19 protein-coding genes and 1 pseudogene are annotated in these 23,081 nt (G+C 64.6%); 10 read left to right on the forward strand and 10 right to left on the reverse strand.

What is annotated here, in order from left to right:
- Nucleotides 1-54 precede the first annotated feature (54 nt).
- The gene (locus N7I30_RS06315) at nucleotides 55-963 is read right to left on the reverse strand and encodes a LysR family transcriptional regulator (protein ID WP_210315459.1); all 909 of its coding nucleotides are present in this window, start codon (nucleotides 961-963) and stop codon (nucleotides 55-57) included.
- Between the two features lie 123 nt (nucleotides 964-1,086).
- Between N7I30_RS06315 and N7I30_RS06320 the strand changes: the two genes are divergently transcribed.
- The 8 genes from N7I30_RS06320 to N7I30_RS06355 all read left to right on the forward strand — a co-directional run bounded on the left by N7I30_RS06320 (nucleotide 1,087) and on the right by N7I30_RS06355 (nucleotide 11,135).
- Complete coding sequence (locus N7I30_RS06320; protein WP_348646344.1) at nucleotides 1,087-2,505, forward strand: UbiD family decarboxylase; 1,419 nt, start codon at nucleotides 1,087-1,089, stop codon at nucleotides 2,503-2,505.
- Between the two features lie 120 nt (nucleotides 2,506-2,625).
- Nucleotides 2,626-4,107, forward strand: coding sequence for an aldehyde dehydrogenase family protein (locus tag N7I30_RS06325; protein WP_498637518.1), 1,482 nt, complete (start codon nucleotides 2,626-2,628; stop codon nucleotides 4,105-4,107).
- Nucleotides 4,104-4,865 (forward strand): SDR family NAD(P)-dependent oxidoreductase, encoded by a 762-nt coding sequence (locus N7I30_RS06330; RefSeq protein ID WP_187392701.1) that lies wholly within the window; start codon nucleotides 4,104-4,106, stop codon nucleotides 4,863-4,865. The genes N7I30_RS06325 and N7I30_RS06330 overlap by 4 nt, the downstream gene beginning before the upstream one ends.
- A gap of 62 nt (nucleotides 4,866-4,927) precedes the next feature.
- Nucleotides 4,928-5,911: a TRAP transporter substrate-binding protein gene (locus tag N7I30_RS06335; RefSeq protein ID WP_187392702.1), complete on the forward strand. Its 984-nt coding sequence runs from the start codon at nucleotides 4,928-4,930 to the stop codon at nucleotides 5,909-5,911.
- Between the two features lie 155 nt (nucleotides 5,912-6,066).
- Complete coding sequence (locus N7I30_RS06340) at nucleotides 6,067-6,618, forward strand: TRAP transporter small permease (protein ID WP_187392703.1); 552 nt, start codon at nucleotides 6,067-6,069, stop codon at nucleotides 6,616-6,618.
- 15 nt (nucleotides 6,619-6,633) lie between these two features.
- Complete coding sequence (locus N7I30_RS06345) at nucleotides 6,634-7,896, forward strand: TRAP transporter large permease (protein WP_498637521.1); 1,263 nt, start codon at nucleotides 6,634-6,636, stop codon at nucleotides 7,894-7,896.
- Between the two features lie 290 nt (nucleotides 7,897-8,186).
- A complete protein-coding gene (locus N7I30_RS06350) occupies nucleotides 8,187-9,206 on the forward strand; it encodes a TAXI family TRAP transporter solute-binding subunit (RefSeq protein WP_498637523.1) in 1,020 nt (339 codons plus the stop codon).
- Nucleotides 9,207-9,227: 21 nt separating this feature from the next.
- Nucleotides 9,228-11,135, forward strand: coding sequence for a TRAP transporter permease (locus tag N7I30_RS06355; protein WP_498637525.1), 1,908 nt, complete (start codon nucleotides 9,228-9,230; stop codon nucleotides 11,133-11,135).
- A 38-nt stretch (nucleotides 11,136-11,173) separates the two neighbouring features.
- Here N7I30_RS06355 and N7I30_RS06360 read toward each other — a convergent pair whose 3' ends face one another.
- The 8 genes from N7I30_RS06360 to N7I30_RS06395 all read right to left on the reverse strand — a co-directional run bounded on the left by N7I30_RS06360 (nucleotide 11,174) and on the right by N7I30_RS06395 (nucleotide 20,784).
- A complete protein-coding gene (locus tag N7I30_RS06360; protein ID WP_498637526.1) occupies nucleotides 11,174-11,662 on the reverse strand; it encodes a MaoC family dehydratase in 489 nt (162 codons plus the stop codon).
- 172 nt (nucleotides 11,663-11,834) lie between these two features.
- A complete protein-coding gene (locus tag N7I30_RS06365; RefSeq protein ID WP_187392708.1) occupies nucleotides 11,835-13,103 on the reverse strand; it encodes a benzoate/H(+) symporter BenE family transporter in 1,269 nt (422 codons plus the stop codon).
- Nucleotides 13,104-13,146: 43 nt separating this feature from the next.
- The gene (locus tag N7I30_RS06370) at nucleotides 13,147-13,953 is read right to left on the reverse strand and encodes an enoyl-CoA hydratase/isomerase family protein (RefSeq protein ID WP_498637529.1); all 807 of its coding nucleotides are present in this window, start codon (nucleotides 13,951-13,953) and stop codon (nucleotides 13,147-13,149) included.
- Between the two features lie 18 nt (nucleotides 13,954-13,971).
- Nucleotides 13,972-15,528 (reverse strand): AMP-binding protein, encoded by a 1,557-nt coding sequence (locus N7I30_RS06375; RefSeq protein WP_277024379.1) that lies wholly within the window; start codon nucleotides 15,526-15,528, stop codon nucleotides 13,972-13,974.
- Entirely contained in the window at nucleotides 15,521-16,033 is a 513-nt protein-coding gene (locus tag N7I30_RS06380; protein ID WP_187392711.1) for a (2Fe-2S)-binding protein, read from the reverse strand. The genes N7I30_RS06375 and N7I30_RS06380 overlap by 8 nt, the downstream gene beginning before the upstream one ends.
- Nucleotides 16,021-16,851 (reverse strand): FAD binding domain-containing protein, encoded by an 831-nt coding sequence (locus tag N7I30_RS06385; RefSeq protein WP_277024383.1) that lies wholly within the window; start codon nucleotides 16,849-16,851, stop codon nucleotides 16,021-16,023. The genes N7I30_RS06380 and N7I30_RS06385 overlap by 13 nt, the downstream gene beginning before the upstream one ends.
- Complete coding sequence (locus N7I30_RS06390; protein ID WP_187392713.1) at nucleotides 16,848-19,817, reverse strand: molybdopterin cofactor-binding domain-containing protein; 2,970 nt, start codon at nucleotides 19,815-19,817, stop codon at nucleotides 16,848-16,850. Before N7I30_RS06390 ends, N7I30_RS06385 begins: the two co-directional genes overlap by 4 nt.
- Before the next feature lie 88 nt (nucleotides 19,818-19,905).
- Entirely contained in the window at nucleotides 19,906-20,784 is an 879-nt protein-coding gene (locus tag N7I30_RS06395; RefSeq protein ID WP_498637532.1) for a helix-turn-helix transcriptional regulator, read from the reverse strand.
- Nucleotides 20,785-21,165: 381 nt separating this feature from the next.
- On the opposite strand from N7I30_RS06395, the gene N7I30_RS06400 reads away from it, so the two are divergent.
- Together N7I30_RS06400 and N7I30_RS06405 are read left to right on the forward strand one after the other, a co-directional pair.
- Nucleotides 21,166-21,342, forward strand: a complete 177-nt coding sequence (locus N7I30_RS06400) for a hypothetical protein (protein ID WP_187392715.1) — start codon at nucleotides 21,166-21,168, stop codon at nucleotides 21,340-21,342.
- A 24-nt stretch (nucleotides 21,343-21,366) separates the two neighbouring features.
- Nucleotides 21,367-21,767, forward strand: a pseudogene (locus tag N7I30_RS06405) (ATP-binding protein); the annotation flags it as partial.
- A 128-nt stretch (nucleotides 21,768-21,895) separates the two neighbouring features.
- Here the strand turns inward: N7I30_RS06405 and N7I30_RS06410 are convergent.
- The gene (locus N7I30_RS06410; RefSeq protein ID WP_498637534.1) at nucleotides 21,896-22,954 is read right to left on the reverse strand and encodes a hypothetical protein; all 1,059 of its coding nucleotides are present in this window, start codon (nucleotides 22,952-22,954) and stop codon (nucleotides 21,896-21,898) included.
- Nucleotides 22,955-23,081 lie beyond the last annotated feature (127 nt).

Here is a 23,081-nt window from a genome sequence, read left to right on the forward strand (position 1 = left end):
CGCGGGCGTCATCACGGTCCAACGGTTTCCCGCAATCGCCTTGATAGCGTAGCGCTATGGGCTCGACGCGATGGCCTGCGCGAGTTTGGCGCTGACCTCGATCATCCGTTCCCGCAACTCCTCTACGAACAGCTGAGCCGCCGGCCCTAGCGGCCGCGCCGTGTTCGAAAGGCAGACAAGCCGCCGGGGGACGGAGGGCACGATCGGGTGCATGCGAAGCCGGCCGGTCATTAGCGCGCGGTGCACGGCGATCGGCGGTAGGATCGTGGCAAAGCCGCTGTCGGGCAGAAACTCTTCGATGGTCTTCAGTTCGTCGAATTCGATATGCGGGACGAGCGTGATGTCATGAGCGGCGAAAGCGGCATCGATGATCAGCCGCAACCCGTGACGATGCGAGGGAATGACGAGATCGCGCTCGCCCACCTCCCGAGGGTGAAGCGTCGGAGGCAGTAGGGGATAGGCGTTGTCGCAGATCAGCGCCAGATCCTCATTGATGATCGGCAACGTGTCGTACCCCCGGCCGCCGCGGGATGGCGTATTGACGATCACCAGGTCGAGTTGAGCGGTTCGCAGCATCTCGATCAGGTCGGTGGTGTAGCCGCCGGTCGCGTAAAGCGTCACTTCGGGATAGCGCCTGTGAAAGATCCGCAAGGTTTCGGACAAGGCGTTGTTGGCGACCGAGGAGACGGCCCCAACCGCGACATGGCCTTTCACCACTTCCCCGCTGATCGTCAGGGCGCGACGCGCCTGCTCGACTTCGCGCAATATCGGCAGAAAGCGGCGATAGGCGCTCTCGCCGGCATGGGTCGGCACCATGCCTTTGGGCGTACGGTAGAATAGCTTTTGTCCAATCGCTTCCTCGAGACGTGCCAACTGCACGCTGACGGCGGGCTGCACGATGTTCAGCCTCTGCGCGGCGCGGGTGACCGAGCCTTCCTCGTACATCGCGACGAAATAGCTCATCTGTCGCAGGTCCATCGGCGCGCCCTCCCATAGCGCATCGATATCGATGCCATCATATCAAATTGTTGGCAATGATACCTCCCACCGCTTTAACCTCCGAAGATGGCAAGGGAGGAAGCCAGGGTGAACCAGACGGCCAACGGGTCACGGCCCGATCAACGACAGGCTCGGCAAGCCTATCTCGACCTGCGCAGCTGGCTGAAGCGGCTGGAGGAGACGGGGCGGCTCGCTATCGCGCGGCGGGAAACCAACCTGCAGTTTGCGCTGGCCGGCATCGCCAATCGCAATGACGGCGAACGCGCGACGGTCTTCCCCCACCCCTCCGGCCATTCCGGATCCGTCGTATCCGGGCTCCTGTCGCAGCGCGCCTGGATGGCCGAGGCGCTCGGCATCGCCGAGGACGAACTTCTCGACCGCTTCCACGATGCCGAGAAGCACCCGCTCACGCCGATCGAGATCGCGGATGCGCGGTGCCAGGAAGTCGTCCACGAAAACGATTTCGATCTCACCGACATCCTGCCGATACCGGTCCACAACGAGCATGACAGCGGCGCCTATATCACCGCCGGGCTCCTCATCTCCGCCAATCCGCGCACCGGGGCCCAGAACGTCGCCATCCACCGGCTGCAGCTTTCCGGCCCGCGCGAGCTCGGCGCGCTGCTCCTGCCGCGCCACACGCTTAGCTTCACCGACGCCGCCGAGGCCGAGGGCGAAGATCTTCCCGTCGCGATCGTTATCGGCGCTAGTCCGGCTTGTCTTCTGGCGAGCCAGGCGATCGTGCCCATCGATTTTGACGAATTGGGCATCGCCGGTGCTCTCTGTGGCGCCCCGCTCGAAGTCGTCCGCTGTAAAGGATCCGAGCTTCTGGTTCCCGCCCGTTCGGAGATCGTCATCGAAGGACGTCTCATGGCGAACAGGCGAGCGCCGGAAGGACCGTTCGGCGAGTTTCCTCAATATTACGGCGAGCGCGACGACCGTCACGTCATCGAAGTCGATCGGGTGACGACCCGCGAGAAACCGCTGTTTCACACGATCGTCGGCGGAGGCCTTGAGCATCTGCTCCTCGGCGGGATCCCGCGCGAAGCGACGATCCTCGCGGCGATGCGGCGCAGCCATCCCGGCGTCGTCGACGTTCATCTGTCCCGCGGCGGCGTGTGCCGCTACCACCTCTACGCCAAACTCAGACGCCGCGAGGCCGGCGAGGCGAAGAACGTCATCCTGGCGGCGCTGGCGGCGCATTACGACATCAAGCATGTGGTCGTGGTCGACGAGGATGTCGACATCCATGATCCGACCGAGGTCGAATGGGCCGTCGCGACCCGCTTCCAGGCCGATCGCGACCTGGTGCTGATCCCCGGCAGCCAGGGCTCGAAGCTCGACCCCTCGACCGACAACGGCCTCGGCTGCAAGACCGGTTTCGACGCGACGGTGCCCGCCTCGGCACCGGAATTCAGGTTCCGCCGCATCCGGGTGCCGGGCGAAGAAGAGATCGATCTCGACGCGGCGCTCGATGCATCGGTCGCCCTTGGCGACATCATGTAGTGACCGGCCGGCCCCGTACCCCAGCCCCATGCGCCGGGCCGAGCTCGACGCTTCGGCGCTCTCCCGCCCCTACCCTCCCCGCGCACACGGGCCGTGCTGCCCTTCAGGAGATCCCGCGCCATGCCCACTGACCTGCTCGCTCACGCCTGGATCGGTCGACGCATGCTCGCCGGCTCGCGCACGTTTGCCACCGTCAACCCTGCGACCGGCGAACTCCTGGGCCGGGTCTCAGATACCGGGGCCGAGCAGACACAAGCGGCGATCGAGGCGGCGCGCCGGTGTTTTGACCAGTCAGAGTGGGCGCAGTCGCCGCGCCTGCGCCAGGATGTTCTCCTCGCCTGGGCCGCGGGGCTCGAGACTGCCGCCGAGGACGCCGCCCGCTGGCTGACCCTGACGAACGGCAAGCCGCTTGCCGCGGCGCGGGGCGAAATCGCCGCGGCCGTCAGCGAGATCCGCTACTATGCCGGGCTCGCCCGCCACAATCCCGGCCACGCGATGGAGGTTGCACCGGGCGAAGTGTCGGTGATGCTGCGTGAGCCGGCCGGTGTCGCAGGCATAATCGTCCCGTGGAACGCGCCCGCCGTGCTGCTCATCCGATCGCTGGCACCGGCAATCGCGGCGGGCTGTACGTCGGTCGTCAAGCCTGCCCCCCAGACCGCCGCCTTCACCGAGCACTGCCTGCGCCCGCTGCTCGAGCTACCGCAACTTCCCGAGGGAGCCGTCTCGGTTCTGCCGGAAAGCGGTCATGCGGTGGCTCAGGCGCTGGTCGAAAGTCCAGATGTCGACGTCATCTCCTTCACCGGATCGAACGAGGTCGGCCAGGCCATCATGGCTGCCGCCGCGCCGACGATGAAGAAGCTTTCCCTCGAACTCGGCGGAAAGAACTGCTGCCTCGTCCTCGAAGACGCCGACGTCGCGGCGATCGCGCCACGTCTGGCCGCGGCTGCGACGATCATATCCGGGCAGCAATGCACCGCAGCGCGACGCGTCCTCGTCCACGAAAGCCGCTTCGAGGAAGCCAAGGCCGCTTTGGCCGCCGCTCTGGTCGCCATCAGGGTCGGCAACGGTCTCGACCCGGCCACCCAAATGGGCCCGCTGATTGGCGCTGACGCGCGCGACCGCGTCAAGCAGCGCATCGACGCGGTGTTCGACACGGCCGACGAAGTCGTTCTGCGCCACGAGGTTCCGGACGCGGCTCCCCAAGGTTCGGCGTTCCTGACGCCGTCCCTCGTTGCCCATCACGATCCGAAGGCCGACTTCTGCCAGGAAGAGATCTTCGGGCCGATGCTGGTGATCGAGCCCTTCGCCGACGAGCCCGAGGCGGTCGCCAAGGCCAATGACACGGTCTACGGACTGTCGGCTTCGGTCTGGACCAATCGCGGCGACGCCGCCTGGCGGGTCGCGCGGGCGCTCCGCGACGGCACCGTGTGGATCAACGACCACAACAAGCTCTTTGCAGAGGCCGAGACCGGCGGATACCGGCGCTCCGGCCTCGGCCGATTGCACGGTTTCGACGCGCTCCTCGATTTCTGCGAGCTCAAGCACGTCTATCAGAATGTCGGCGTCGTCGGCGCCGGAACCAGCGGAGACAATCCTCGATGAACCAACGATTGGCCGGACGGGTGGCGCTTGTCACGGGCGCCGCCCAGGGAATCGGCGCGACCTATGCTAAGGCCCTGGCCGAAGAAGGCGCCAGGGTCATGATCAGCGACATCGTCGACGGCGAGCGGACGGCGGCGGGACTGCGCCAGAAGGGGCTGGACGTTCGCTTCGTGAAGGCGGATGTCAGCGACGAAGCATCCGTCGGCCAGATGGTCGATGCGACGGTCGACGCTTTCGGCACTGTTGACATTCTCGTCGCCAATGCGGCGATCTACGCCTCGCTGAAGATGAAACCCTTCGACGAGATCCCGGTCGAGGAATGGGATCGCGTGATGGCGGTCAACGTCCGGGGCGCCTTCCTGTGCGCCAAGGCCGTCTCGCCCGTCATGAAGAAGAACGGCTACGGACGCATCATCACGATCGCCTCGGGAACCGTGTTCAAGGGGACCAGCGGGTTTCTGCACTATGTCGCTTCCAAGGGCGCGATCGTGGCGTTTTCCCGCGCCCTCGCCCGGGAGCTCGGCGACACCGGAATTTGCGTGAACGTGCTCGCACCTGGTCTCGTGCTGAGCGAACAGGTGGTCGCTAACACCGAGCTGCGCGAAACGCTGAGCGGTCCGGTCATCGCCAGCCGCGCAATCAAGCGGGACCAGCAGAACGACGATCTGATCGGGCCTCTGCTTTTCCTGGCCTCAGACGACTGCGCCTTCATGACCGGGCAGACGGTCGTCGTGGACGGCGGCTCGGTCATGCACTGACGGGAGGAATTGCGCCCAGGCCGCCGGGCGCTGGAGCACAATCAATCAACAGGGAGGAAAGCATGAAACGTTCAATCGGAAAGTTCTTGGTGGGAACCGTCACTGCCTTGACGGTCCTCGCGCATACCGCGCCCACCGAGGCGCGGGACTACCGCCTCGGGACGATCGTTCCCGCGGGCCATCTATGGAATCAGGCTGCGCAGCGGATGAACGACGCGCTGTCCGAACGCTCCGGCGGCGAGGACGGTGTCTCAGTCTTTCCGGCCGGCCAGCTGGGCGACGAGAGCCAGATGGTCCAGCAGCTGCAGACGGGTGCCCTCGACATGGCATTCCTGACCATCGCCGACGTCACCAACCGTGTTCCCGACTTCGGGGCGCTCTATGCGCCCTTCCTGGTCGAGGACGTCGCCGGCGCGAACAAGGTGCTCGCCAGCGAACCGGCGCAGGCCCTTCTCGGCCGGCTGCCCAAGGAGATGGGCGTCGTTGGAATCGACTACGGCATCGCCACCATGCGTCAGATCATGACCAACTTCCCGGTCGACGATATCTCCGACCTCGCCGGCCGCAAGATGCGCATCACGCCGTTCAAGCCGTTCCGCGACTTCTACAATATCCTCGGGATCGCACCGACGCCGATGCCGCTGCCGGAAGTCTACGACGCTCTGGCCAACGGTCAGGTCGACGCGATGGACATCGATCCGGAGCTGATCCTGAACTTCAAGTTCTACGAACGCGCCGACCATCTGCTCCTGACCAACCATTCGATGTTCCCGATGGTCGGCCTGGTCTCGGGCCGCGTCTGGGCGAGCCTGTCAGACGACGAGAAGCAGCGCCTGCGCGAGACGATGCGCGAACAGCTTGCCTGGGTCCGCCAGCAATATGAGGAGCAGGAGCCCCAGATGATCGAGAAGATCCGCGCGACGGGCATTGAGGTGAAGCCCGTGGACCAGAGCTTCTTCCCGGGCGTCGTTGCGAAGTGGGAAGAGATCTGGGCGGATCAGAAGCCCCTTACCGACGAACTGCGCGCCGTCGCCGCCAGCGAATAAAGGCCGTCATCGCCAGCCGGCGCGGCTGCATGGGCGCCGCGTCGGCGAGCGAGCAACGGGGCGATCGTGTAACACCGTCAGGGCCATACGGGCACCCGAGGGCGGTTCACGACGCCGGCGCTCGCCTGTCCCGGTCCCTGTCGGAGGAGAGATGCATGGAACGTGTCCGCTCGTTCAGCGCGCGGGTGGCGCAGGTGGAAATGGCGGTGGCCGCCGTTCTCGCCCTGGCTATCGCCGCCCTGATCCTCGTCAACGTGATCACCCGTAGTATCGGACAGTCGGTCTACTGGGTCGACGAAGCGGCGATCGCAGCGATGGTCTGGATGAGTTTCCTTGGCTCTTCCGCGGCGATCCACTACCGAACCAGCGTCGCGGTCACCATCCTGCCGGACATGCTCGGCAACGCCGGGCGCGCCGGCATGCAACGCTTCGCCGACCTCGTGATCCTCGGTTTCGCGATCTTCCTCGCCTGGGTGACCATCCAATGGTTCGACCCGATCAACCTCGTCGCAGCGGACTTCTCGCTGTCCGACTTCTCCGCATCGACCTTCAATTTCATCTACGAGGAACAGACGACCACGCTCGGGATCCGCAAATTCTGGCTCTGGCTGATCGTGCCGATCTTCTGCCTGACGGTCTCGCTTCATGCGGTCGTCAATCTTCTGACCCCGCCAGGCAACGACCCGGCGGCCCTTCCCTCAGACTAGCCGGACATTGCCGAGATGGTTCCCGCCGCCTTCTTCCTATTGCTTCTGGCCGGTGTGCCGATCGCGCTTGTCCTGGCCCTGACCGCCGCCATCTATATTGGCTGGAGCGGCAATACCCTGCTCTTCCAGTCCTTCCCCCAGCAGCTTTACGGAGGATTGGAAAAATACGGCCTGCTCGCCATTCCCCTCTTCATGCTCGTCGGTGAGCTGATGAACGAAGGCGGCATCACGAAGCGGCTGATTGCCCTGGCCGGCATCTTCGTCGGCTCGCTGAAGGGTGGGCTCGCCTACATCAATCTCGTCGCGAACATGTTCATGGCGTCGATCATCGGATCGACCAACGCGCAGATCGCGGTGATGGGCCATGTGATGGTCCCGGAGATGGAACGGCGCGGATACAACCGGGAATTTGCTGCCGCGGTGACCGCGGCGGGCGGGCTGATGGCTCCGATCATTCCCCCTTCCATGCTTTTCGTGATTTACGGCGTCCTGGCGCAGATCAGCATCGGCGACATGTTCATCGCCGGCATCCTCCCGGGTCTCCTCATGGGTGCGCTCTTCATCGGCGTCGTGGCGCTGATGGGGTTCTTCTACGAATATCCCCGCGGCGATCAGATGTCGCGCCATGAGGCCTGGCGAGCGCTGCTCGGTGCGTTGCCTTCCCTGTCCATTCCCGTGGTCATCATCGGCGGGATCGCGGCGGGGATTGCGACGCCTACTGAATCGGCCGCCCTTGCCGCCGTCGCCGCGATCGTCGTCGGCGCCAGCGTCCACCGCGAATTCCGCCTCTCCCAGGTACCGGCGATGATGACCCGTCTCGTCGCCAACAGCGCGACCGTGCTGTTTCTCGTCGCCACGGCGAACGTGTTCGGCTGGATCGTCGTCTACGAGAAGGTTCCGCAGACCATCGCAGCCTACATGCAGTCGCTGACGAACGACCCGTTCGTCTTCCTGCTGCTGCTCAACCTCCTGCTGCTCGTCGTCGGCTGCGTCATCGATGCGATCGCCGCGCTGATCCTGATCGTTCCGATCGTCCTGCCGATTGCGGTAGCAGCCTACGGCATCGATCCGTTTCATTTCGGCGTCGTCATCTGCCTCAACCTCGTCCTGGGGCTTCTGACGCCACCCGTCGGCACCGGCCTTTTCGTCGCGGCGAGTGTTTCCGGGTGCAAGGCGACCGACATCGTCAAGCCGCTGGCGCCGTTTCTCCTGGCGACGATCCTGGTGATCGTTCTCCTGGCCTGGCAGCCGGTCTTGACGACTCTGTTCATCCAGTGACGGCAACGGCGAACGTGCCCGGAGCACTTGCTTCCATAGCGCCCGGTTATCAGAACCATCATCCGTTATTATTATGAACACTGGCCTTCCCGGCTTAGCCTTGGGGGCACCAGCATGACACGAGGCGCAGACGCGCAGGGCGAACAGAGGCGTATCGCAGAGCTCTGAGCGCCGCCGGACTGGGCTTGTCACCATAGGGTTCCGCAATGCGCTTCGACCTGGTGAACGATGCATCACCGCATGCTGGCAACAAGCGGTTTCCGAACCGCCAAACCGGGTTGGGAGGCCCCATGACGACTGTTTTCGAACGCTATTCCACGAAATTCCTGACGCCCCTGCTGGTCGGCGCGGCACTCGTAGCCGCAAACGTCCCCACTCATGGGCAAGACGCTCCGGTCAATTTAACGATCGGATCCTTCCAGCAGGGATCCAGCTGGTACGTCTACGCGGTCAATCTCGCGGAACTGCTGCAGGACGAGCTTCCCTCTGGATCGACCATTGACTCCCCGCCGATCGCCGGTGGCGTCGGCAATCCCGCATTGGTCTCCAAAGGCCGCGCCGATCTGGCGTTCGGCATGGCGGTCGTCGGAAGCTGGGCACTTGAGGGCAAGCATGCATATGAAGAGCCACTCGGCAATCTGCGTGCCCTCGTCGGCGGCTGGGATCAATACTACCTCGTCCCCCTGGCCCGTGGCGGCGACGTCGATTCTGAACTCGGCGGCTATCTGAAAACCCATACCGAAGCGAACGTGACGCTCCTGCGCCGCGGCAGCATCGGCTCTTTCGGCGGCGAGCAGCTTCTGAATATCGCCGGCGCCGGCGAGGACGAGCTCACGTCGAGTGGCGGCAGCTACGAATTCGGGTCCTTCGACATGGTCAAGTCGCGCTTCGCCTCCGGTTCGGGCGACGTATTTGTCCAGGTCGGTACTCGGGGTCATCCGGGGATCACCGAGATTGCCCAGACGACACCGTCGACCTTCCTCGAGCCCTCTCAGGAGATTCTCGCCTCGATGCGCGAGAACTATGGCTGGCAGGTCGCAACCCTGCCCTCCGGAACATTTCCTGGCCAGGACGAAGACGTTGATCTGCCGGGCACGACGACGACCCTCTTCACCAGCACCGAGATGTCGGACGATCTTGCCTACAAGATCGTCAAGACGATCTGCGAGAACACCGAGCGCCTGAAGCAGGCTCATAAGGCTTTGAGCGACTTTAGCTGCGAGAACGGCGCCTGGAAGATGGAGAATAACGGCTTGCCGCTCCATGCGGGCGCCGAGCGGTATTATCGCGAGCAAGGCTGGCTGAACTGATTGGCGGCGGATAGCGGACCGATGTCGACGATGGAATCGACGCAGGTGAATCAGCGCGCCTTCGGATGGAACGATCTCCTTAGCCCCGCCGCGTTCATCGCGCTCGCCTGGACCCTCAGTCAGATCGCATTCGCGATCTGGCCGCAGATCGACACGCTCGCGCAGCGCGGCCTCCATGTCGCCTTCGCCGCGTCCCTGGCCTTTGCGATGCTGGCGCGGCAGACGCCTTCGCGAGCCAGCCATGCGTTCTGGCTGACCCTTGCGCTCATGGCGATCGCGCCGGGCATCTACATCGCCTGGAACGCCGCATTTTTCATGAGCGAGCGCATTCCGGGCCTGGACCCGGTTGCGGTGCCCGACTACGTCCTCGGCCTTCTCTTGATCGCGCTCCTGGTTGTCGTGGGCAAGGCGTATCTCGGCTGGGGCCTGACGATCTTCGCCGCCGCCTTCATCGTGTATTTCTTTGCCGGTCCTTACCTTCCCGGCGTCTTCGCGCACCGCTATTCTGGACTCGAGAGCTTCATCGATTCGCAGTTTCTGTCGCAGCAGGGGCTCTTCGGCGTCCCGGTCGGAGTATCGGTCTCGACGGTCTTCTACTTCATCCTGTTCGCCGCGATCTACGACGTCTATGGCGGGGGACGGCTTATCATTGACGTGGCGCTGACCCTGACCGGCCGGCGCATCGGCGGCCCGGCCAAGGCCGCCGTCGCCTCCTCGGGTCTGCTCGGGAGCGTGTCCGGGAGTGCTGTCGCAAACGTCATGTCGACCGGCATCTTCACCATCCCGCTGATGCGCAGAAGCGGCTACGATCCGCGCTTCGCCGGAGCCGTCGAGGCTGCCGCCTCGACTGGCGCTCAGCTCGTGCCCCCGGTGATGGGCGCGGCCGCCTTCATCATGGCGGACTTCCTGCAGCTTCCCTATCAGACCATCGTCTTTGCCGCGATCCTGCCGGCCGGCGCCTATTTCATCGCACTCCTGATCATGGTCGATCTCGAAGCGCGACGTCGCGGCGCCCGTCCGGAACAGGGGGCGGTGCAAGCCGGAATCGGCAAAGTGGTGATCGAACGCGGCCATCTGCTGGTTCCGCTTCTATGGCTCGCATACCGCATCGTCGCCGGCTATCCGGTCGAGGGCGCGGCGATCGAAGCCTGCGCCGTTACCGTCGTGGTCGGAACGCTGCGGGGAGCGACCCGCCAGACCCCGATCGCCATTGTCGAAGGACTGGTGGTCTCAGCGCAGCGGGCGGTGACGGTCGCCCTGCCTTGCGCTCTCGCCGGCATCGCCGTCGCGGTCATCAGCTTCACCGGGCTCGGCACAAAATTCACCAGCTTCATGGTCACCGTCGCGGCCGGCCAGATCCCGCTGCTCCTCGTCCTGACCATGCTGTCGAGCCTGGTTCTGGGCGCCGGCATGCCGACGACGTCAGCCTATATCATGGCCGCCATCCTGCTCGCGCCGAGCCTTGCAAGTCTCGGAATCGAGCCGCTGGTGGCCCACTTCTTCATCTTCTATTTCGCCATCCTGTCGATGGTGACGCCGCCGGTCGCGCTCGCGGCCTATGCGGCGGCGTCGATCACCGGCGCATCCGCCTCCGAGACCGGGTGGCGAGCCTTTTGCCTCTCGCTTCCGGGCTTCGTCATCCCGTTCGCGGCGGTCGTCCATCCCGGACTTCTTCTGATCGGATCGCCGCTCGACGCCGTATGGGCGATGACGAACGTCGTCATGGGCTTTCTGGCGATCGCCGCCGCGACGATAGGCTGGCTGTTTCGTCCACTCCCGGCCTCTGCCCGGGGGACCTTTCTGGCAGCAGGCATCTGCAGCGTTCTGCCGGGCCTTGTCTCGACGCTCGTGTGTTTCGCGATCATTGCAGGGCTTTGCGCCTGGGCACTTCAGACGCGAGAGCCACGGATCGGGAAAGCGGCTGGATGACTACGTGTCATGCTCTCGCGACCTCCGGCAGCCGCCCGTCAGGCAGGAGCCGGACCAGTCGACGCTTGCCCCTCCGCGGCCGATGGCCGGCGCGGTACGACGATGCGCGTGGTCATGATCTGCACGGCCTCGCCGTTCTGATTGCGCGTCTCACTGCGAATGGTCACAGTTCCACGGGTGGGGCGGGACCGCGAGGGGCGGCACTCGACGATTTCGCTGAACAGATGAAGCACATCGCCCGGACGGGTCGCCCGAACCCATGCGAGTTCCGCTCCGGCACCGATGAGCCCCCCTTTGACGGGAAGCCCCTCCAGAACGAAATGGCGCATCGTCAGAGCGGCCACATACCAGCCGCTGGCGACCAGGCCCCCGAAAAAGCTCTCGGCAGCTGCGACTTCGTCCAGGTGGAATGGCTGCGGATCGAAGGCGGCAGCAAATTCCTTGATGGCCTCTGCCTCCACCGCGAACTGTTCGCTTTCAAAGCGATACCCCACCTCAAGATCGTCCCAGTACAGTTCGTCGGCCAAGAGTTCTCCTTTCATCGACAAAGCAACGGGGCGCCAATCTGGCGCCCCGCTCGCTCGAGCATATATCCGAAGCAGGAACCAGCTTCAGTAAGAAGCTGGGGATCAAGGATCGAGCGTGCTCTTGTTCGCTCGTTCTGACGCATCACCTCCGAAGGCCCCGGCTGCGCGAGCATCAGCGGGTCGCGGGAGCCGAAGGGCTTGCTCCCGCCTCGGGCGATACCGGCCATTCCACGAGAGCCGACACCACCGCGCCGGCGAACAGGGCCCAGAACGGCGCACTGATGCCGAGGATCGAGATGCCGGACATCGCGACGACGAGAGCAACGAAGGCGCCGATCTGGAAACCCGCCGGCTTCGAGAAGGCCAACTGGAACGCCATGACCAGGACGTTGATCATCGCGAGCCCTGCGACGGCGCCGATCAAGGGTCCGGGCAGCATCAGGATCAGCGGCACGACTGCGCCCGCGAAGATGCCGAAGGAGGCGAAGAGCACGCCGTTGACGACGCTCGCCACATAGCGCCCCTGTTTGTCCTCGCCGGCCTGATCGGACGAGCAGATCGCCGTCATCGGCCCGGCAATGTTGGCGTTGTGGCCTCCGAGGAAACCGGCGAGGATGCCGCCAATGCCGGAAATGATCGTCATGGCGTTGACCGGTGCGCGATAGTCTTCAGCGATGAGAACACCCGTCGCCTGGGCGTTTTCGGCGCCCACCACCAGGATGGCGAGCGGCACCGCGATCGCCAGGAAGGCGTCGAGGGTGAAGCTGGGCGCGGTGAATTCCGGCGCGACGAAGCTGATGCCGGCCTCACTCGCCCCGAACGTCCCCGTCAATGCGACCGCGATGAGACCGACCACCAGGGCGGAAAGCACCGGCGGAACGACCTTAGTCAGGCGCATGGACAGGAAGAAGGCGATGATCGCGGCGCCGACGACGATCGGCAGCTTGTCGATCGCCGTGACGGCACCGATGCCGAAGCGAATGAGCGCCCCGGCGATCATCGCCATGACGATCGGCATCGGCAGCCAGCGCATCACCTTGCCGATCAGCCCTGTGACGCCGAGCACCAGCACGATGACACCGGCCATGACGAAGGCGCCGACCGCTTGGTCAAACGGAAAGGTCGCCAACGATCCCGCCACCAGAGCCGCCCCGGGGATCGAATAGGCGCCGGTGATGGGCATCTTGTAGTAAAGCGCCATGACGAAGCTGATCAGACCGCCGAGCCCGTAAATGGCCAGCAGCCAGGCCACCGTCTGGCCATTCGTCAGATTGCCGCTTCCGGCCGCGCCGATCACGATGAGCGCCGGTCCCGAGCAGCCGAAGATTGCCGCGACGAGCCCGGCGCTGCCGGTCTTCAGATTGAGATTTGCCGGCAGGCTCCGCAGTCCGGCGCCGATCCCGGGTCCCGGCTCAATGAAGCGGCCCTTGGTGCTGTCCATGTTTTCTCCTCCCCTGAATCGAATAAACCGGTCGACGGCTGGCTCAGCGTCCCTTGAACGTGGGCTTTCGCTTCGCGTGGAAGGCTTCCACGCCCTCCCTGAAGTCTTCCGACTGGCGCAGACGGCTGTAGTTCAGCCCTTCGAGTTCGATCGCCGTGGTCAGGAAGGCGTCGTCGGTCTCGTTCAGCATCTTTTTCGCCGTGCGCTGGGCGATCGGCGAGAACTCCAGAAGCTCGTCGACCAGTGCGCTCACCGCCGTCTCGAGTTCGCCGTCAGGGACGCATTCCGTGGCGATGCCCCATTCGACCGCCGTCTTGCCGGGGATGCGCTTCGAGCGCATTACAATGTCCTTCGTCCGCGTGACGCCGACGATCTTCTGCAGCCGCGCCGAACCGCCCGAGCCGGGGATCTGGCCGAGCTTTTGCTCAGGCAGCGCATAGCGGCAGGTCTCCGAGACGATGCGAAAATCACAGGCGAGCGAAATCTCGAAGCCGACGCCGAAGGTGTAGCCGCGGTTGGCAACGATGACCGGCTTGGAGCATCGGGCCGGAGCGGCGATGTTCCAGGCGAGCTTGGAGACGTGTTCGGGGCTGGCCTCGAGAAAGCCCTTGATGTTGCCGCCGGAGGAGAAATGCTCGCCCTCCCCGGACAGAACGATGATCCGCACGCGCGCGTCATCGTCCAGTATCTCGAAGACGAGCCGAAGCTGGTCCCGCTCCGGCATCGAGATGATGTTGTAGGGTGGGCGCGCGAGAACGATGTCGGCACGCTGTTTGGCCGGGTCGATCGTGACCTTGAAGCCGTCGAGTTCGGCAAGGCGCGGGTCGCTGAAGCTGTAGGTTTCGCTCATGGACGTTCCTCAATTGTTTCAGGAGAGTTGGGTGTCGCCGCTCGCAGGGGCGGCTGTTTCCGCGTCGTATTCGCCGGCGACGAGCTTGCGGCGCAGAAGCTTGCCGACCGGGGACTTCGGAATCTGGTCGACGAAGACGTAGGCACGCGGACGGCGAAAATTCGCCAGGCCGGAGCTCTTGCAATGGGCGTCGAGATCGGCCTCGTCGACGGCGCCCGATCGCTTGACAAAGGCCGTGACGATCTTGCCCCAGCGCTCATCCGGAAGGCCGACGACGGCGACCTCGGCGACGGCGTGATGCAACGAGAGACAGCTTTCGACTTCGACCGGCGAGACATTTTCGCCGCCGGTTATGATCATGTCGTCGGCACGCCCGGTGACGAACAGGTCGCCTTCCTCGTCGAAATAGCCGGTGTCCCCGGTGAAGTACCAACCGTCGCGGATCGCCTTGGCGGTCGCCTCGGGGCGTTTCCAATAGCCCTCGAAGGCCTCGTCGCCCTTGAGCAGCGCGACGATCTCGCCCTCGACGCCGGGCTTTGCCTTCGTCTCGGCGTCAATGGCGCCGAGCGTTACCACGCGGATCATCTGGTTGAGCCCGGACCGCCCTGCCGAGCCGGGTTTCAACGGCGCCTTCTGGTCGATCGTGCAGGTGTAGACCTCCGAGGAGCCGTAGTGATTGACGAAGAGTTCCGGCTCGAAGGCGGAATTCAGCTTCTTCATCAACCCGTCGGTCATCGAGGCGCCGGCAAAGCCGAGCTTGGTGACGGAGGCGACCCGCGCTTTCGAGAACGCCTCGTGGTGGATGATGTCGTGGTAGAGCGTCGGAACCAGATAAAGGTTGGTGACCTTCTTCGCCTCGATCGTCTTCAGTGCGCTCGCGACGTCGAAGCGCGGCAGGCAGACGAAGGCGCCGCCGATCAGTGAGGACGCGAGCAGCGATCTGACGCCCATCGTATGGTAGAGTGGCATGACGCCGAGGGTCCGTTCGCCATGCCGATAGAGGTTTTGCGCGACATGGGCGAGCGCCGCGGCACGCTCGGCGCGGTGGCGGCGCGGCACGCCCTTCGGCCGCGACGTGGTGCCGGACGTGTAGAGCATCAGCGACCAGTCGTCGGCGGAAGCCTGCGGCGAGGCGTCGGGGGCGCTGCCCGACAACATGTCGCCCAGCGAGTCGGCGCCGTCCTCCGCCTCACCCGCCATGATCCTCGGCACGTTCCGCGACTTCTGCGACGCCGCGACCGCTGCAACCGCGACGTCCTGATAGAAGATCGCCCTGGCTTCGCTGTCCTCCAGCGCATGGTCGATCTCGTCCGGCTTGGCCCGCCAGTTGAGCGGCGTGACGATCAGCCCCGCCAGCTGGCCGGCCCAGTGGAGCGACGCGTTTTCCCAGCGGTTCTGCATGATCGTCAGAACATGGTCGCCGGGCTTCAGGCCCATCGCCCGCAGGCCATCGACCAGAGCCGAGATCTTCGCGAACCAGTCGGCATAGGTCAGATCAAGATCGCCGTCTGAGATCGCGAGCGCGTTCGGATCGCGTTCGACACTGGCGATGAGACTGGTCCCAAGGTCAAGCATTGGCGGCCTCCTCCTCCTTCATTTGCGCTTGCGCGGCGAGCGCCGCTTTGACGATCGGCGCGTAGCCGGTGCACCGGCACAGGTGCCCGGAGAGATGTTCGCGAATGACCGCCTCCGAAGCGTCCGGCGCGCGCTTCAAGAGTGCGTCGAGGCTCATCAGGATACCGGCGGTGCAGAACCCGCATTGCAGCGCGAAATGCTCGCGGAACGCCGCCTGGAGCGGCGAGAGTTCGCCGGCCGCCGGCTCCAGCCCCTCGACGGTGCGGATGTCCGCGCCCTCGGCCTGCGCCGCCAGCATCAGGCAGGCGCGTACGGGCTCGCCGTCCACCTGCACGGTGCAGGCGCCGCAGACGCCGTGCTCGCAGCCGACATGGGTGCCGGTTTCGCCCAGGACGTGGCGCAACAGATCCGTCAGCAACATCCGTCCGGGCGCATGCGCGGTGACCTCCCGCCCGTTGAGGCGGAAGCCGATGGCGTGGCGTCCCTCTCGGCTCAGCTTCGGCATGAGATGGCCTCCTTGACGGTCTGGCGCCCGAGCGAGCGCACGAGGTCGCGGCGGTAGCGAGCGCTGGCATGCAGGTCGTCGCGGGCACCGAGGCTCCAGGCGAATTCGTTGAGGGCGTCTTCGAACCCGTCGTCGGACGGGTCCGGCAGATCGATCGCCTGGGGCGTGTCGGCGACGCCGCCGACGGCAAGACGGTTCGTGCCGTCCGGCCGTGCGATTGCCGCACAGGCGACGATGGCAAAATCGCCATGCCGGCGTGCGATTTCGCGAAACGCGGTTCCCGTTCCCATCGGATGGGCCGGAAAGGCGACGGCCTCGATCATCTCGCCGGGCTCGACGGCGGTCGCCATCATGCCCATGAAGAACGCCGACGCAGCCAGGACGCGCTTCTTCCTGCGATTGCGCAGATGCATCTCGCCGCCGAGGGCCAGGAGAGCAAGCGGCAGTTCGGCGCTCGGATCGGCATGGGCCAGCGACCCGCAGACCGTGCCCCTGGACCGGGTCTGGGCGTGGCCGACCCATGGCATCATCGCCGCGATCATCGGCAGGAGGCCGGCGAGCGGCGCCCAACGTTCCAGCTCGACCTGCCGGACCGCGGCCCCGACGAAGACCTGCCCCTTTCGCTGCTCGATCCGTTGCAGCTCGCAAACCCGCGTGATGTCGACCAGGACTGATGGCCGGGCGAGCCGCATATTGAGCATCGGCACCAGCGACTGGCCGCCGGCGATCACTCGGGCCTCGTCGCCGGCCTCGTGCAGTGCATCGAGCGCTTCACCGAGAGCATCGGCGCGCACATAGTCGAAGGGAGCCGGCTTCATCGGCCACCTCCGATCAGTGCCTTGAGCCGGGCGAACACCCCTGCCCCCGGCACTTTTCCGCCGCCGGCATGATTGGCCAGCGCCTTGAAGAACTGGCCGATGACGACGCGCGCCGCGCCGTCGAGAAGCCGGCCGCCGACCGAGGCGACCTTGCCGCCGATCCCGGCCTCGTAGGAATAGGAGATGCGGGTCCGCCCGCCGCCGAGATCCTCCAGCGTGACCCGGCCCGACCCTTCGCCAGAACCCAGCGCCCCGACGGTCTTGCCGCTCAGCGTCACGGCATTCGGCGCGTCGAGGTCCGACAGCTCGATATCGGCCTTGTAGCGTCCCTTGACGGGCCCGACGCCCAAGGTCACGTCGGCGGTAAAATGGGTCTCGGAGACTTTTGTGACGCCGTGCGAGCCGGGAATGATCGCTTCGAGCGTTGCCGGATCGAGCAGCATGCGCCAGACCTCTTCGCGCGAAGCCGCGACCTCCGCCGAGCCCCCACCGGTCAGTTTGCGCTGGCCGCCGGGCGCGGTGTCCTCCACTTGCGTCGGCTTGACCTTCGGCTGGGGTTCGTCGCCGGCCAGAAGCGCTGCAATGCGGCTCGGTGAGACGGGCAGCACGATGTCGTCGGCGCCGATCGCGTCAGCGACGGCATTGGCGATGCAAGCCGGCGTCGACATGCAATTGCCTTCGCCCACTCCCTTGGCGCCAAGCGGCGTGAAGGGCGACGGGCTTTCGTAATGCAGGATGATCGGCTCCGGGACTTCCATCACCGTTGGGATCAGATAGTCGGCGAGCGTTCCCGACAGGAAGCTTCCGTCCGCGCCATAGGCGAACTCTTCGAGGAGTGCTGCGCCCAGCGCCTGGGCGAAACCGCCGCGCACCTGGCCATCGACCATCGCCGGATGCAGAATCGTCCCGCAGTCGTGCATCGTCACATAACGGTCGATCCGGACAGCGCCGGTGTCCCGGTCGATCTCGACGCCGCAGAAATCGAAGATGAAACCGTGGCAGAGCGAGGAATTCACCTCGTCCGCGGCATTCGGCGCCTGCAATTGCTCGGGCGTCCAGAACACCGTCTCGCGGATGGTCTGGTCGACCGAGTCAGGCAAGGTTCCCGGCGCCCAATGGGCGGCCGCGGCAACGCGCGCGAAGGACACCGAGTTGTCAGGATTGGATCTGGCGAACGCCCGGCCTTTACCAAACTCCACTTCCCCTGACTGAATGTTCAGCTGCCCGGCGGCGACCTCGCCGAGCTTTGCCCGCAATCGGTCAGCCGCAAGCTTGGCGGCACCCGCCACGGCGGGTGCGAAGCGGCTGGAATAGTTGCCTGACGCGATCGACCAGGCGTCCCGCCCCGTATCGACATCGGCGACGACCGTGATCGCCGTCGGATCGAGGCCGAGCGTGTCGGCGACGACTTGGGACAAGACCGTTCGATGCCCTTGCCCCTGCGGCACGGAGGCGACCTTGACCGAAACCGCGCCGAGCGGATCGATGGAGATGGTCGCCGTTGCCTGGGCGCCGTTCTTTGGCCCAGCTTTCTCGCGCTGTCCGGGCGTCAGAACGGTAGTGATGTAGCCCATATTGGAGACGCTCGGCTCGACCACGGCGGCAAGACCGATACCGTAGAGCCGGCCCTCGGCGCGGGCCTCGTCGCGGCGCCGCTTCAGCTCGTTGAGACCGCCTTGCGAAACCGCTCGATCGAGAGCGGACTGGTAGTCGCCGGAATCCAACAGCGCGCCGCTCGCAGTGCGATAGGGAAAGCCCGCTGCGGGAACGAGATTGCGGCGGATGACGTCGAGCGGATCGAGATCGAGCTCTTTTGCGATGCGCTGCATCAGTCGTTCGAGCGGAAAGTAGATCTGAGGACCACCGAAGCCGCGATTGAGACCGGTCGGAGTCTTGTTGGTCAGCACCACACGGTTGCGGATCGAAAGATTGTCGATCGCATAGGCGCCGGTCATGTTGCCATGCATGCGGTAAAGCGTCGCCGGCTCGGGCGCGCGCAGGTGTGCGCCGCAGTCCTCGATCTGATCCCAGTCGAGCGCCGTGATCCGGCCGTCCGGATCGACGGCCGCCTCTAGCCGCGTCACACGGTTGGTCGCGGAGACAGAGGCGGCGAGATGCTCAAGCCGATCCTCGATCCACTTGACCGGCCGGCCGGCGATACGCGCCGCGACGCCCATCAGGATCATGTAGGGAAAGACGCCCTGCTTGATCCCGTAGCTGCCACCGGAAGATGGCGGCGTTCTGAGCCGAATCCTGTTACCGGGGACCTTCAGCGCACGGGCCACCACCGCGTGGATCGAAAACGGCCCTTGGAAATTGGCGAGAATGTCGTAGGCGTCCTCGCCCGGCTCGTAGCTGGCAACGACACCGTAGGTCTCGATGGGCGTGCAGGAATTACGGGGATAGGCAACGTCGATGCTGATCCGGTGCGCCGCCGATGCGAAGGCACCTTCCGGATCGCCGTAGGAAAAACGACGCTCGTTGATGAGATTTGAGCCGAGCGAAGGATGCAGAACCGGCGCATCGTTCTCAAGCGCTGCAACCGGTTCCACCACCGCCGGCAGAACCTCGTAGTCAACCGCAACTTCGTCCGCTGCGTCCTCCGCAAGATAGCGATCGGCGGCAATGACGATAGCGACAGGCTCGCCGACATAGCGCACGCGATCCGTCGCGATCGGCCAGCATTGGACATCCGCCTTGACGCCGACGGTCATCGAGCGCGTCAAACGCTTGACGTCCTCTCCCGTGACGACAGCGGCGACGCCTTCGCTCTTAAGCGCCTGCGACACGTCGATCGAGCGGATCGTTGCGTGCCCATGCGGCGAGCGGACGATGACCGCTTCCATTGTGCCGACCGCCGTTGGCATGTCATCCACGAAACGGGCACGTCCCGTCAGGAGCGCCGGATCCTCGACACGCGGAACCGATCGGCCGATCCAACGATCGGCGGATGGATTGATCGTCAATTGAACCTCCCCGACGCCTCAGCGGGCGCCTCTCATGGGAGGTTACGGCTTTCGGGTTCGCCGCCGCGATCCCGAAGCGTCACATGACTTACCGAGGAGTCCCAAAATCGCCGCTGTCTGGACCGCTCGAGCGAAAAGCCGCGACCTGACGAAACGTGCTCGGAGAGGAGCCGGCATGGTCATGAAAGAAGCGGGAAAAATGCGCCGGCGCGGAAAAACCGAGGCTCTCGGAGAGGGCCGCGAAGGAGGCCGTCCCTTCCGACACTGCCTTAACCGCACGCTCCATTCGCACGACGTTGAGGTAGACGCGCGGGCTGACACAGAGCGAGGTTTCGAACAGCCGGAAGAAATGCGCCCGTGACAGGCCGACGTCGCTGGCCAGCCGGTCCATGTTGCCGACGCCGCCCGGATCGGTGGCGATCATCCGTGTGGCCCTGCGAACTCGCGGATCGACGACCGCCGCGGCCGCCAGGCGCAGCGAGACCGGCGTGTCCCGCCACGCGGCGAAGCGCTCGATGATGGCGATCATCAATTCGGCGAGAAGGCGCTCATGGCCGTCCGCATCTGCGGGATCGTGCACCATCGCCTCGGCAAGGCTCCGCGACAGGCGGCGTATGCAGGGCGTCGTCGCGCCGACAGTCTTTGCGAAGAAATCCGGCGCGCCGCTCGCCTTCCAGTTCGAGCGAAACCCGCCAAGCCAGCCCGGCTCGATGTAAAGGGCGAGGATGATCGTCGCCGGCTGCCCGTCGTAATGAGCGTAGGCATGCGGCTCCCAGGCGTTGATCAGGATGGCGCTTTCGTCGGTCAGCGGCGCGATGCGATCGCCGACCGAGAATTGCGTATCCGCGCCCTCGACCTTCAACAGAACATGGCAGTGGGGATGAGCGTGACGCACGAGCGGGCGGTCCATGTCGAGCAGCGCGACACGACCGAACGTTCCCCTAGCTACTCTGAGCGCATTCGACATTTTCGATCCTTACCACAGCGCAGGTTCGAAAGCAGCAGGCTTGGCCAGCGCGGCGGAGTCGTAACAAGGGCGGGGGGAACGCAACGCGACGGCTGGTGGGCGACAATCGCCGCGACGCTCGTCGAAACAGATGGACGGTGCGCTTTGCACGGAAGGTCTCGTCGTCGTGAGGGCGACGAGCCATATCGACGCAGTCGACGCGGCTCCACTCCGGTCGGGCGTCTTGACCGCTCTTTTGAGATCGGCCTCCTGGGCCAGCCCTGGGCGGCATGGCTGACATCCCCAGTGGCTGAACGCAATCTTCACCCTGCTTACACCGCCGCTGCTGCTGGCCGGCCATGCCACCTTCCGGGAGGTCTTCGCAAAGGACAGGCTGCGGGTTTGGATGTTTCTTTCACTATCCCTTGGTTCGACATGATCCCCTCGGCGGTGGCCTTCGCCATTTGGTCGCTGGCCGTACCCGGCCTTTCCGCCGATGCCTCAACCATGCAAGTCATCGACGCCTTGTTGGTGTCCTCGCTGCTTTCCCAGACCCGCCGCAGCGTGGGCGTTCAGTGAGAACCGATGATTGCTTCGTTGCGGCTCATGGAAGCCCGCGACAAGCGCCGTCTTCTGAAGCAGGAACGCGATCTTCAGGCGGTGCAACTCCTCATCTTCGACGAACTCGGCTACGTGCCGCTGTCGCCGACGGGCGCCGAGCTTCTGTTCGAGGTGTTCTCGCAGCGCTACGAGCGCGGCTCCACCATATCGTCACGTCGAACCTGCCGTTCGAGGACTGGACGAGCGCCCTGGTGTCGGAGCGGCTCACCGGTGCGCTGCTCGATCGCCTGACGCACCACGTCCATATCCTGACGATGAACGGCGACAGCTACCGCCTCAGGCAGTCCGCCGGACGACGTCGGGCTGCCGCGGCAAGGGCGGAGCAAAACCATGCCACCGCCAAGACCGTGGATCCCGATACCGGCGACATCACTGACCCCTGATCCTCAGGATAAACGGTGGGCCTGGTTTTGCTCCGACGTTGACACGTCTTCCCGGAAACGCGGGCGACATCATTCGGAATTCGCATTTGGGACCTTGTCGCGGCTCGCCATCTTGGTAGATGCCGAATTCATCGTGGGACGAGAGCAAGAGCGAACTCGTCCAAATCGTCGACGAGATCGCGAGCCGCGATATTCTCGACGCTCATCCGATTCCTTGCTTCAGGATCGGCGCGGGCGGGGCGAACGGATATCGTCAAGGAATGATCAATGCCCGGGAGTTTGATTCCTCGGCGTCCTTTCGCATCGCGTCCATAAGCATGCTGCGACGCTGCGGACCGGTGATTCATCGCGACCGCGATCTGGGCCGAATTCCACCCTGCGGACTGCGCGTTTTTCCGAAACTGATGCCGAAGGGACCGCAGTGTCATGAGTGGATCGGTACGATGGATCTGGAGCAGTTTCGCGCAGCGAGCCACGACCTTTTCCTCACTCCCATAGTGCCTCAGGTTCTTCTGCAAATCGTCGCAGATCAACTTGATCGTTTCGATGCACTTTCGGCCGAGAGGCCTTAGATTGAGTTCGCGAACTGGCACGAGGCCCCGCATCATGCGATCGCTCATCTTTGCAGACGAGATGAAAAGCACGTCGTTTTGAACCCAAGAGTTGGCCCATTCTGACGGTCGTAATCCGACCATATCGCCAATCGCTAAGATTCTGGCCAGCGTTTTTGCCATGGGCTTTCGGGATTCTGCCAAACACAGGACGGTTTCTCGGCGCAACTTCTGCGACAGACCGCGACGCCGGCCGGCGCCACATCGGATCGGCAGATTGCGACTTCCATGTGCCAAGGGAGCAGCATCAAGGAGGCCTAGTCTACGCAAATACTGAGCCGCTCTCGTGATCACCAACTTGCCGCCGTCGTAAAGGTCGCGAAGCGTTTGCAGCAGCGCCGCACGATATTGCCGACACGTGGAATGGCGCAGTGTTGGGGCCATCGCGACAAGCAGATCTATAGCGTCCCCAATCGTGCCTGGAGTCTCTGTCGTTCCTGCACGACGCATCAGGCATTTGGCTTGATATCGATAGCGTTCGACAGTCTGCAAGCTGCGTCGATTTGAGCTGTCTGCGTCGTCACCCCAATCGATCTGCAAGGCCTCGCAGATTGCGATCTCATCCGACCATGACATGGCACCCCCTCCCGTTACACGACAGCTTGAGGCTACGGGACAGTGTCGAAAGCTCCGAGGGGAAAACGGCAGATCGGTCGACCCGGCGATCGCATGCGGAGATTTGTTGCGATCACGGACGGGACGG

The sequence above is a fragment of the Aurantimonas litoralis genome, assembly GCF_026153195.1.
Taxonomy (GTDB): domain Bacteria; phylum Pseudomonadota; class Alphaproteobacteria; order Rhizobiales; family Rhizobiaceae; genus Aurantimonas; species Aurantimonas coralicida.